The organism is Limnochorda sp. L945t, assembly GCF_035593305.1.
Taxonomy (GTDB): Bacteria; Bacillota; Limnochordia; order Limnochordales; family Geochordaceae; genus Carboxydichorda; species Carboxydichorda subterranea.
On sequence record NZ_CP141615.1, the window covers coordinates 421,501 to 432,993 of the forward strand.

The 11,493-nt window shown below is 71.3% G+C and carries 8 protein-coding genes and 1 pseudogene; 7 read left to right on the plus strand and 2 right to left on the minus strand.

The features are described from left to right. Positions 1–58: 58 nt before the first annotated feature. The 4 genes and pseudogenes from U7230_RS01995 (at position 59) to U7230_RS02005 (ending at position 4,565) form a co-directional block, all read left to right on the plus strand. Positions 59–2,371: a diguanylate cyclase gene (locus tag U7230_RS01995; protein WP_324717076.1), complete on the plus strand. Its 2,313-nt coding sequence runs from the start codon at positions 59–61 to the stop codon at positions 2,369–2,371. Next, a complete protein-coding gene (locus tag U7230_RS02000; RefSeq protein ID WP_324717077.1) occupies positions 2,368–3,189 on the plus strand; it encodes an alpha/beta hydrolase family protein in 822 nt (273 codons plus the stop codon). Before U7230_RS01995 ends, U7230_RS02000 begins: the two co-directional genes overlap by 4 nt. Before the next feature lie 49 nt (positions 3,190–3,238). Further along, positions 3,239–3,913, plus strand: a pseudogene (locus tag U7230_RS15370) (DUF429 domain-containing protein); the annotation flags it as partial. A gap of 169 nt (positions 3,914–4,082) precedes the next feature. Then, complete coding sequence (locus tag U7230_RS02005) at positions 4,083–4,565, plus strand: adenosine-specific kinase (protein WP_324717078.1); 483 nt, start codon at positions 4,083–4,085, stop codon at positions 4,563–4,565. A gap of 22 nt (positions 4,566–4,587) precedes the next feature. On the opposite strand, the gene U7230_RS02010 is transcribed toward U7230_RS02005, so the two are convergent. Further along, positions 4,588–5,070 carry a thermonuclease family protein gene (locus tag U7230_RS02010; protein ID WP_324717079.1) on the minus strand — a complete coding sequence of 161 codons (483 nt, stop codon included), beginning with the start codon at positions 5,068–5,070 and terminating at the stop codon, positions 4,588–4,590. Between the two features lie 107 nt (positions 5,071–5,177). Further along, entirely contained in the window at positions 5,178–6,602 is a 1,425-nt protein-coding gene (locus U7230_RS02015; protein WP_324717080.1) for a GGDEF domain-containing protein, read from the minus strand. A gap of 157 nt (positions 6,603–6,759) precedes the next feature. Here U7230_RS02015 and U7230_RS02020 point away from each other — a divergent pair, with 157 nt between their 5' ends. From U7230_RS02020 to U7230_RS02030, 3 genes are read left to right on the plus strand one after another with little or no spacing between them, the layout of a single operon-like run. Then, the gene (locus U7230_RS02020) at positions 6,760–7,473 is read left to right on the plus strand and encodes a GerMN domain-containing protein (protein ID WP_324717081.1); all 714 of its coding nucleotides are present in this window, start codon (positions 6,760–6,762) and stop codon (positions 7,471–7,473) included. Between the two features lie 57 nt (positions 7,474–7,530). After that, complete coding sequence (locus tag U7230_RS02025; RefSeq protein ID WP_324717082.1) at positions 7,531–9,312, plus strand: ABC transporter ATP-binding protein; 1,782 nt, start codon at positions 7,531–7,533, stop codon at positions 9,310–9,312. Positions 9,313–9,338: 26 nt separating this feature from the next. Further along, positions 9,339–11,483, plus strand: a complete 2,145-nt coding sequence (locus U7230_RS02030) for an ABC transporter ATP-binding protein (RefSeq protein ID WP_324717083.1) — start codon at positions 9,339–9,341, stop codon at positions 11,481–11,483. The last annotated feature ends 10 nt before the right edge of the window (positions 11,484–11,493 follow it).

The window sequence follows — 11,493 nt, forward strand, 5'->3', positions numbered from 1 at the left end:
AGGAATGGGCACCAACACTCCTTTGAGGTGGTAGTGCCCTTCGGGAAGGGATGGGCGCGTGCGGCGGCCACCGGCAGACGCGGGGCCGAGTCCCCGGGCTGCCCGACGGGCCCGCAGCGAGTCGCGGGCGGTGCGGGTCACGTTGCAGGGCCTGGCGGGCCTGGTGCGAAGGGCGGCGCAGGCCTCTGACGAGGGTGCCGTCTGGGGCGTGCTGGGCGAGGTGGCCGCGCGCGTGCTGGGCGCGGGCACGGTATGGGTGGCGCTCCCCTCGGAGGGCACCGGCCAGTGGCAGGTCGTCGCCTGCTCCGAGCCGCCCGAAGGGGGGACGCCGGGCGCGGCGAACCTCGGTGCGGCGCTGCAGAGCCTCGTCACGCTTGCCGTGCGACGGGGCCGCACCGTCGAGTGCCGGCCCCCTCCCTCCCGGGGGCTCGGCTCCAGGGCTCCCGCCCTCCGGCTCCGGTCTTCCGAGGCCTACCTTTGCGTACCTGTCTTCGTCGAAGGCCGGGCGCGCGCTGTCCTGGTGATGCCGGCGGGCAAGGGCCGTGGTCGAGCGGGCGGCCGCAAGGCTCGCGCGCAGCTGCTGGCGGAGCTCGCCGGGAGCATCGTGGAGCAGACCCTACGAGCGAAGGCGGAGCGGGAGACGGCGCAGGCGGGCATCCGGGCGCTGGTGGCGGCCCTGGAAGCCCGGGAGCCTGCGGCGCGAGGCCATGGCCAGCGGGTCGCTTCGACGGCGCTCTTGCTCGCCCGGGCCATGGGGCTCGACGAAGCAAAGGCGCGCCGGGTCGAGATGGCCGCGCTGCTCCACGACGTGGGCAAGCTGGGGGTGCCGGATGCCATCCTCGCCAAGCCCGGCCCGCTCGAGCCGGCCGAGCGGGTGGCCGTCGTCGCCCACCCGGAGATGGGCGCGCGGATCGTGGCGGAGGTGGCGGGCTGGCAGGACCTCGCACCCATGGTACGCCACCATCACGAGTGGTACGGGGGCGGCGGCTACCCCGACGGCCTGGCAGGGGACGCGATCCCGTTGGGGGCGGCCATCATCGGGGTGGCCGAGGCGCTGGACGCCATGACCACCGAGCGGCCGTACCGGCCGGCCCGCCGCGTGGAGGAAGCGCTGGAGGAGATCGGCCGGTGTGCCGGCACGCAGTTCCACCCGGAGGTCGTGGATGCGCTGCACCGGGTGATGGAGCGGCGCGCCGAACCCCCCGAGGCGGCGCCGCTCGCGGACGGGGAGCCTGTCTCGCCCGGGGCCGGGGCGGAGGGCCCCCTGCAGGGGGCGAGGGTGATCGGCCTGCCGCCGCCGGAGGCCGGCTGCATCACACCCGTGCACCTCAAGGAGCTCGCTGCCCTCTATCGTCTGGCCCAGGCGATGAGGGACGTACTGGACATGCCGGCGCTCTTGTTCCGCGTCCTGGACATCATCGAGTCGGAGCTGGGCTGGCGAGACTGTTGCATCTTCCTGGTGGAGCCGGGCTCGGAGGACCTCACGATGGCGGCAGCCTCGGGGGCGTTTTCCGGTTGGGAAGGCTTACGGCTGCGAAGAGGCCAGGGTATGAACGGATGGGTGGCCGCGCACGGTGTCCCGGTGCTGGTGCCGGACGTGACGCGTGAACCCCGTTATGTCCCCGGGCCCGCCTCCACGCGCAGCGAGGTGGTGGTGCCCGTCTCGGCGGGAGGGCGGGTCATCGGCACGCTCACCGTGGACGCCCCGGTCGTGCACGCCTTCTCCCTCGAACAGGTCCAGGCTATCGCGGCGGTGGCGCACCAGGCGGCCGTGGCCGTGGAGGTGGCACAGCTGCACCAGCAGGTGCGGCGGGCAGCCATCCGGGACGGCCTCACGGGGCTCTTCAACCATCGCCACTTTTACGAGCGCCTGGAAGAGGAGCTGGAACGGGCCGCCCGGTACGGGTACGGGCTCCACGTGGCGATAGGCGACGTGGATGGGCTCAAGGGGGTCAACGACAGCCTGGGGCACCTGGCAGGGGACAAGGTACTGGCCGAGCTGGCACGGCTGCTTCGCCAGCACAGCCGCCGCTACGACGTGGTGGCCCGCTATGGGGGAGACGAGTTCGCCGTGATCATGCCGCAGACCGACCGGCAGGGAGCCCTGGCGATGACCCGAAGGTTGGATGGGGCAGCCCGGGAGGCGGTGCTCGCGTGGCAGGGGCGGCTCTTCCCCCTGCCCACCGTCAGCTGGGGGTTGGCCGGCTTCCCGGAAGACGGCCATCGCCCGGCCGAGCTCGTGGCGGTTGCCGACACCCGCATGTACCTGGCCAAGCGGGAACGCGGCCTCCTCCGGCCTGCGGATGGGCGCGGCGACGCCCAAAGAGGCCCGGACGGGGGTCAGGCGGGAGCGGCGGGAGCGTCCGGATGAAACGAGAGGGCGCGCCAGGGCCGGCCACGGTCCTGGCTCCACTGGAGATGGAAGGGCAGCGGGTGGTGGTGGCGCGCCGGGTGCCCGGCAAGCGCAAGAGACCGCTGGTCGTGGTCATCCCCGGGCTCCTGTCGGCTCCCGACGCCTTGCTCGGCTGGCTGGTGGAGCTGGCCGGGGCCGGCATGACGGCGGCCGGCATCGAACATACGGGCGTGGGCCGTGCGGCGGCAGCCTCGGATTTCGCAGGGGCCCTGGACCGTTTGGTGAACCGGCTGGCCGGGGTCGCCGTCTCGGTGGCCGAAGCCCTCGACGGCCGGTACGGGGTGGACCCGCAGCGCTGGGGACTGGTCGGGATCTCCGTGGGAGGGTGGGCGGCCCTGCGAGCGGCCGAGCGGTACGACGGCCGGGAGATAGCGAGCGGCCCGAGGGCCGTAGCGGCCCTGTTGTGCAGCCCCGGGTGGCGGCGGGTGCCGGCACGGGCGCGGGCCTTCTTCCGGCCGCTCGGTCTGGATCTCCCGGAAACCGCCGCCGATACGGCGGTGGATCCGGATCGCCACCCTCACCTGCATCCGGGTGACGCCGGAGCGCGGGGGCGGAGGTTGGCCGGCCGGGCGGTGCTCCTGGCGGCCGGGGGGAAGGATCCCCTCGTGCCGCTTCAAGACGTGCGCGCCTTGTACGAAGCCATCGACCGCCAGCGCCCCCAGGGGGACGGGCCGGAGAGACACCAGCTGCTGGTCTACCCGGGCCTCGGGCACGAGGTGAGCCTGCCCATGCGGCGGCGGGTCGTGTCGTGGGTAGGCTGGATGCTGGGGGCATGACGGGCGGCTGCACGCCGGGAAGGGTACGACGCATGAGGGCAGGGACGCTATGCGCTATATCGGGGTGGACCTGGCATGGTCGGCGAACCGCCCGAGCGGTATCGTGGTACTGGGGGAACAGGGCGACGTAGAGGGCTGGGGCTACCTCGTCGAACTCTCTGCCATCGCGAGCTTCTGCCTGGCTGCATCCGGTGAGGAGCCGGCGATCGTGGCGGTGGACGCGCCGCTCGAGGTGCCCAACGAGACCGGGCAGCGGCCTGCCGAGCGGGCGCTCTTGCGGCTGTTCGCCGAGCGGAGGCTGGGCGCCCACGTGGTGAGCCGCCGGCGGCTCCTCTCCGTTCACGGGAGCTTGCGGGGGGAGGACCTGGTACGGCTGCTCCGGCCGCGTTTCGTGCCGGACGGCGGCTTCGGCGGCTCGACGGTGGCGCCGGGCCTTCTGATCGAGGTATATCCTCATGCGGCGCTGATCGCGTGGTTCGACCTGCCGACGCCCCTCGAGTACAAGCGTGGGCCGCTCGAGCGCCGGAGCAACGGGCTCCGGCGGCTGGTGGAGCTGCTTCGCCGGTTGGAGCGAGCCGATCCCCCGCTCGACCTGGAGCGCGCCCTTTGGATACCGGGCGACGAGGAGTGGGAAGGCCTGTCGGGCATCCAGGCGGACCAGATCGAGGCGCTGCTGGACGCCCTGATCTGCGCGCACGTGGCCCGCTATTGCAGGCGCTGGGGGCAGGAGCGCTGCACCCGGATCGGCGGCCCCGGCGAAGGGAGCATCTTGACGCCGCTGCCCCCCGCCGGGAGCGGTCCGCCTGCTTCTGCGGCGGGCGTTCCGTCGCCGGCCGGTGCCGTGGAGGGAGACGAGCGTCACACACGTGAGAGACGGGAAAGGAGGAGCCGCCGTGCAGTGGCACGTGGTGCCGGTGGAGAAGCCCGAGCACGCCAACGTCATCCTGGGGCAGGCCCACTTCATCAAGACGGTGGAAGACCTGCACGAGGCCATGGCGGGGGCGGGAGGCGCCATCCGGTTCGGGATCGCCTTCAACGAGGCGTCGGGGCCGTGCCTGGTGCGCCATTCCGGCAACGATCCGGAGCTGGTCCGGGTGGCGACGGACAACGCCCGCCGGATCGGGGCCGGGCACGTCTTCGTCATCGTCATGGAGGAGGGCTTCCCCATCAACGTCCTCAACGCCATCAAACAGGTCCCCGAGGTTTGCGGGATCTACTGCGCGACCGCCAATCCGTGCCAGGTAGTGGTGGCGGAGACCGATCAGGGCCGGGGCGTGATGGGGGTCGTCGACGGCCAGGCGGTCAAAGGCGTGGAGACCGAGCAGGACGTCCAGGATCGCAAGGCGCTCTTGCGCCGGTTTGGATACAAGCTGTAAGGCGCGGCCGGGCGCATCTTCGTCAGCGCCACAGCCCGCGCCCCTCCCGGCGGGCCCGCTGCTGGAGCGCCACGAAGAAGTCCGCGTAGCGCACGTTGGGCGGTACGGTCAGCACTCGCGCGTAACCTTGCTCGAGCAACCAGGCGTTGACCATGACCTGCCGGTCGGCGGTCCAGACGTACGCCAGTGTGCGCCCGTACCGGTCTCGCTCCTGCACGTCGGTAGCGAGCAGCACCGTGCGGCCGCCGACGAGGCGCACGTTGGCTTCTCTGGCCATGCGGGCCATACGCCTCACGTCCGGGTCGGGTGCGTTCATCTCGGGGGTATCCACCCCGATGTAGCGCACCCGGCCCAGCTCCCGGGTCTCGATGGTGTCCCCGTCGATGACCCGCACGACGTAGTCGGCGACGGCGCCGGGCGGAGGTGAGGGATGGGGCCCTGGCGGGAGCGCATCCCGGCCCATCCATCGCTGGTAGGCGAGCACCCCTGCGTAGGCCAGCAGCACCGCCGCCAGCACCCAACCCAGCCCAGGGGCCCTGCGCCGGCCCCGATCGGCGCCAGGGGACGCGAGCAGGCGACGGTGACGGTCACGAAAGGGACGGCTGCGCGGGTTCATGCGGGGTTGGAAGCCTGGGCCTCCCAGACGACGACCTGGTTTTTCCCGCTGCGCTTGGCCTGGTAGCAGGCTTCGTCGGCGCGCCGCAACAGATCGCGGGCGCTTTCTGCGTGGTCGGGGAACGTGGCCACCCCCGCGCTGAGCGATATGCCGGGGCCGCCTCGCGTAAGGGCCTCGACGAACGACTCTGCCCGTGGCACGGCCTGCTGGATGCGGCGCGCCAGGCGCAGCGCGTCATCGGTGCCGGTGTCGGGCAGCAGCAGGACGAACTCCTCCCCGCCGTACCGGGCCGCCAGATCGGTGCGCCGTACGCTTTGCCGGATGAGCCGGCCGATTTGCCGCAGCACCTCGTCGCCCACCAGGTGCCCGAAACGGTCGTTGAACATCTTGAAATCGTCGATGTCGAGCAAGACCACCGAGACCGGGCTCCCCATCCGGCGTGCCCGCTCCACCGCGATCTCGAGCTGCTGGGAGAAGTGACGGTGGTTGTACAGCTCCGTGAGGCCGTCGGTGATGGCCATTTGGGCCGTGAGCCCCAGGAGCCGGGCGTTTTGGATCGCCACGGCCGCCTGGTCGGCGATGGCCTGCAGCACCTGCTCGTCCTCCTCGGTGAAGGCGCTCAGCCGGGGGCTTTCGACGTTGAGCACGCCCAGCACGCGGCCCTTGATGCGGATGGGCACCGCCACCTCGCTCATGCACTCCCGGATCCCCGGCACGTAGCGGGGGTCCCGCCGCACGTCGTCGACCCGCACGGCGAGCCCCGTACGGGCCACGAAGCCCGTGATCCCCTGGTCGAAACCGATGGTCATGCCTATCGGGGCGTCATACCCGGCGGCGCCCACCAGCCGCAACGTATCCTTGCGCTCCTCGTCCACCAGCAGGATGGCCGGGTGGGAGTACCCGAAGGTGTTGCGCACCAGCCGGACAAGGCGCGTGATGAGGCGCTCCAGGTCGAGCTCCGATGTGATCAGCTTCCCGCTTTCGTACAACGCCTCCAGTTGCTGGCGGGCTCGGCGCAGCTCCCGTACCAGCCGCAAGAGCTCCACCGTGCGGTAATAGCGCAGGTGGGCTACCGTACCGCCCACGACCCCCAGGCCTACGAAAAACAGCCCTGCCACCATCCAGTCCACCACGACCGGCGCGGGCCACGGCCAGCCGTAAGACCCCCAGAGCCCTGCGGCTGTGATGACCGCGGCGCCGGCTCCTCCTGCGAGGCCGGCGACGGGGCCGTATGCCAGTCCGGCGGCTGCCGGAACCAGGCCCGGTAGCGCGTGGACCGACGGCGGGGGCTTGCCCGCGGCCATCAAGCCGCCATACAGGGCAACCGCTCCCGCGGCGGTCAGCAGCCCCGCCTGGCGCAGCAGGACAGGGACGCGCCGGCGCCCCAGCGGGCGCCGCGACACTTCGGCAGTCTCCCGCACCCTGCCACCCCATCCCCCGGCGACATGGAACCGGCTTCCTCTATTACCGCTGATTATATCGGCCCTCCGGCGGCGTGTCACTCTCCGAACACCCCCTTTCGTGGCCAAGTCGCAGCTCGTGTCCGGGTACAATGGGCGTGGTGGGAAGGGGTCAAAGGTGCGAGGCGTGGGCGAAGCAACGCAAGAGGGGCTCGGAGAACGGCGCGTCCGTGAGGCGCCGCCCCGGAAAGACCGGCTGCGGGCAGGCCGTCTCGTCCTGGCGGCCCTCCTGGTCGTCGCCCTGGTCACCGGGGCAGGGGTCGGAGCCTATCGGGTCGTCTGGTCGCACCTGTCAGCGACGAGCGCTCGGATCGACCGCATGGAGCGCACCCTGGAGCAGCTCTCGGAGCGGGTGAGCCGGATCGAGCAGGTGCAGCGACTGGTCGCGCCCGCCCGGGTCGAGGTCTACTTCAGCCGGTCCACCCCGGAGGGCGAGCTGGAGATGGTACGGGTCGAGCGCCCGGCCCCGCCGGCCAGCGCTCCGGAAGACCGCGTGCGTCTCGCCATCCAGGCCATGCTCCAGGGTCCCTCGCCCGGGGAGACCTCCGGCCAGTCTCTCTACACCCAGATTCCCGAGGGCACCCGCCTGCTGTCGGTACGCCTGCAGGGCGAGACCGCGTTCTTGAACTTCTCCCGGGAGTTCGAGCAGACCGGCGGTACTCAGCGCCTAGCCGGCATGCTCCGCCAGGTGGTCTTCACCGCCACGGCGGTGCCGCCGGTGCGCAAGGTGGTGCTGCTGGTGGAAGGGGAGCAGGTAGGCACCGAGACGCATCCGTTCACAGGAGATGGACTCCTGTTCGGCGAACTCTCCCGGGACGCGCTGCCGCTTTGAGCGGAGAGGCGAGGGGGCCGACGCGCAATCGGGGCTCAGCGTTTCGTCGCGCAGTTCGTGCGGCGTCACCGGTGGCGTTACGCTGCCGGGGTCGCCGCCCTCATCGTCGTGGACCTCCTCCAGCTCTACATTCCCCAGGTCCTGGGCGGCGTGGCGGACGAGCTCGCTGCCGGCCGCCTCAGCGCCGCTTACGTGCTCCGCGCGGCGGGGCTGCTGGTGGCGCTCGACGTGCTGATCGCCGCGGGCCGGTGGGCCTGGCGCCAGTTCCTGCTTGGCGCCTCCCGGCTCCTGGAAGTCGAGCTGAGGCGCCATGTCTTCGTGCACCTGCAAACCCTCTCCGCAGGCTACTTCACGCGGCACCGGGTCGGGGACCTGATGGCTCACCTGACCAACGACATCCAGGCGGTGCGCATGGCGGCGGGGCAGGGCGTGGTGCTCTCGGTGGACGCCATCTTCATGACCGTCGCGGTCGCCGCCATGATGGTCGGTACGACCGACCTGCGCCTCAGCTTGCTGGCTGCCGCGCCGTTGTTGCTGCTCGCCGTCGCCTTGAGCAGGACGGGGCGGGAAGTCCACCGGCGCTTCCGGTCGGTCCAGGAGGGCTTCAGCCACCTCACCGAGTTCGTCGAGGAGAACGTGACAGGGATCCGGGTGGTGCAGAGCTTCGCCCGGGAGGCGCAAGAGCAGGCGCGCTTCGACGCGATCGCCGCCGAGCAGGTGCGCCGCCAGATGCACCTTGCCCGGGTGTGGGCGGCCATGGGCCCCATGACCGAGGGAGCCGTCGGTCTTTCTTTTGCAGTGCTGCTGTTCGTGGGCGGATGGATGGTGGAGTCGGACCTGGTGAGCCTGGGCGGCTTCGTGGCGTTCACCGGTTACCTCTCCATGCTCGTGTGGCCCCTCACGTCGGTCGGGTGGTTGATCAACATGATCCAGAGGGGCCGGGCGTCGCTCGAACGGCTGAGCGCCATCCTGGGTGAGGTGCCGGAGGTGACGGAGAGCCCGGACTCCATCGATCCGGGGCTGCTGTCGGGGCGAGTCGACGTGCGGGGGCTCACCTTCACCTATCCGGGCGCCTCCCGCCCGGCCCTGGTCGACATCCGCTTCTCTTTGCGCCCCGGGGAGAGCCTCGGGCTGGTCGGGCGTACCGGTTCGGGCAAGAGCACCCTGGCCATGCTCCTGCTGCGCCTGTACGACCCGCCGCCCGGGACCATCTTCTACGACGGCGTCGACGTGCGGCGATTGCGCCTGGCTCCGCTACGCCGCCAGATCGGCTACGTGCCCCAGGATCAGTTTCTGTTCTCCATGAGCCTGGCGGAAAACATCGCCTTCGGGCTCGACAGCCGCGGCGCGCAGGACGGAACGGCCGCCAGCGGGCCCCGCCCCGTGAGGCTTGCGGGGGACCCGGCCGACGACCCGGTGGTCGTGCGGGCGGCGCAGCTCGGACACCTGCACGAGGACGTGGAGACGTTCCCCGAGGGGTACCGGTCCCTGGTCGGCGAGCGGGGCATCGCCCTCTCGGGCGGCCAAAAGCAGAGGACCGCCATCGCCAGGGCCCTGGCCAAGGAGCCCAGGTTGCTCGTCATGGACGATGCTCTCTCCGCCGTGGACGTGCAGACGGAGCGGGCCATCCTGCACGACCTGCAGGACGTGCTCGCCGGGAGGACGACCATCATCATCTCCCACCGGCTCTCCGCGGTCCGCCATTGCGACCGGATCCTGGTGCTGGACGAGGGCCGGATCGTCGAGGAGGGCACCCACGAGGAACTCGCCGCTCGAGGTGGCCTCTATGCGCGCATGCTCCACCAGCAGCAGCTGGAAGCAGAACTCCAGGCGCCCTGAGGCGCAGTCGGGGAGGTCTTCCACCGGTGCCGCAGGCGTTCGACATCCACGAAGAAGAAGCGCTCAAACCCCGCGGCGATCCACGGCTGCTGCGCCGGCTCGCCGGCTACGCCCGCCCGTACGCCGGGCCCATCGCGCTGGCGGTGCTGATGGCGCTGCTGGTCACCGTGGCCGACCTGGCGAGGCCTTACGTATTCAAGGTCGCCATCGACGACCATTTGCTGGGGTTTTCGCAGCCCCTCGTGGAGGTGACGGGTCTGACGCTCCCTCCACCGCTGCAGGAGCGGGCGGTGCAGCTCGGCGATCGCTTGTTCGTGAGGGAGCGGGAGCTGCCGGCCGGTCCCGTTCGGGAACGGCTGGCCGGCGCTCGCCGCCGGCAGATCCTCAAGGTGGGCGGGCAACCCCTGCTGGTGGACGGGGTGGTGGCCGGGCAGCGTGACGCAGCGCTCAATCGGGGCCGGGTCGTGGGCCGGGCGGGGCAGGGGCGGCTTCTCGTCGAGTTCGACGGGCGCACGTACGAGGCGGAGCCGGTCGGCGCCGACGAGTGGCGGCGGTTCCTTCGACCCGACCACTCCGCGCTGCTGAGGCTGGGAGCAGTACTGGTGGGGTTGACGATGGCTTCGCAGGCCTTGGCGTATGGGATGACCTTCCTCATGCAGCGCTCGGGACAGGAGATCGTCCGGAGGCTGCGCAGCCAGCTCTTCCATCACGTCGAGCACCGGGCTCTGTCCTTCTTCGACCGGCAGCCGGCGGGCCGGATCGTCACGCGGCTCACCAACGACACCGAGGCGCTCAGCGAGATGTACACCACCGTGGTGGTCAGCCTCTTCCGGGACGGCTTCATCCTCGTGGGCGTCATCGTCGCCATGGCCCGCCTCGATCCCGGGCTGAGCGCGGTCGGCCTGGCGGTGTTGCCCGTCGTGGGCGGCGCGACATGGGTCTTCCGGGCGAAGGCCCGGGACGCGTATCGCCGGGTGCGGGTGCGGCTGGCCAGAGTCAACGCGTTCCTGGCGGAAAACCTGGCCGGCATGTGGCTCGTCAAGGCCTTCGCGCAAGAGCCGGCCCAGCTGGCCCGCTTCGACCGGGAAAACGAGGAGTACCTGCGCTCCACGATGGGCGAGCTGTCGGTGTTCGCCGTGTTTCGACCCGTGGTGGATTTCCTGGGAAATGGTGCGCTGGCCCTCTTGCTGTGGTACGGGGGCGTCCGGGTGGCGCAAGGCCAGCTCGAGTACGGCGTGTTGTACGCTTTCCTGCAATACATCCGGCAGCTCTTCCAGCCCATCGGGGATCTGGCCGAGAAGTACAACGTGCTGCAGGCGGCGATGGCCTCTTCCGAGCGCATCTTCCAGATCCTGGACGATCCGACGGCCATCCGGGAGCCGGCGCAGCCGGCCAGGGTGCCCTCCAGGGCGAGGGGGCACGTGGCCCTCGACCGGGTCTGGTTCGCCTACGAAGCGGAGCGCTGGGTGCTGCGCGACGTCTCGCTGGAGGCCCGCCCCGGCGAGACGGTGGGGCTCGTGGGGGCGACCGGGGCCGGCAAGAGCTCCATCATCGCGTTGATGGCGCGCCTGTACGACGTCCAAAAGGGCGCGGTGCTGCTGGACGGGCACGACGTGCGGACGCTGCCCCTGGGGTGGCTCAGGCGCCAGGTGGCCGTGGTGTTGCAGGACCCGCTGCTTTTCTCCGGTACTCTGGCGTACAATATCGGCTTCGGCGTGGACGGCGCCGGACCGGAGGAGGTCCGGGAGGCGGCCCGCAGGGTCGGCGCACACGAGTTCATCGAGGCGCTGCCCGGCGGCTACGACTATCCGGTCAGCGAGCGGGGCGCGGGGCTATCGGCGGGCCAGCGCCAGCTCATCGCCCTGGCGCGAGCGGCCGCGCTGCGTGCGCCGGTGCTCGTTCTCGACGAGGCGACGGCCAGCGTGGACAGCGAGACGGAGCAGCGCATCCAGGCGGCCATCCGGTCGCTGCAGGGGGCGTGCACCGTGATCATCGTGGCGCACCGGCTCTCCACGGTGGTACACGCCGACCGCATCGTGGTGCTGCACCGCGGCGAGGTGCGGGAGGTCGGGCGCCACGACGAGCTGCTGGCGCGCCAGGGGCTCTACGCCAAGATGTGGCAGCTCCAGACCCTGGAGCGGCAAGCCGGCCGGGTTGCCGCGGCAGGATGAGGAGCGGGCC

Bases quoted from the DNA above. Each gene is read 5' to 3' on its own strand.
- U7230_RS02000 (WP_324717077.1), top strand. From the start codon at position 2,368: ATGAAACGAGAGGGCGCGCCAGGGCCGGCCACGGTCCTGGCTCCACTG.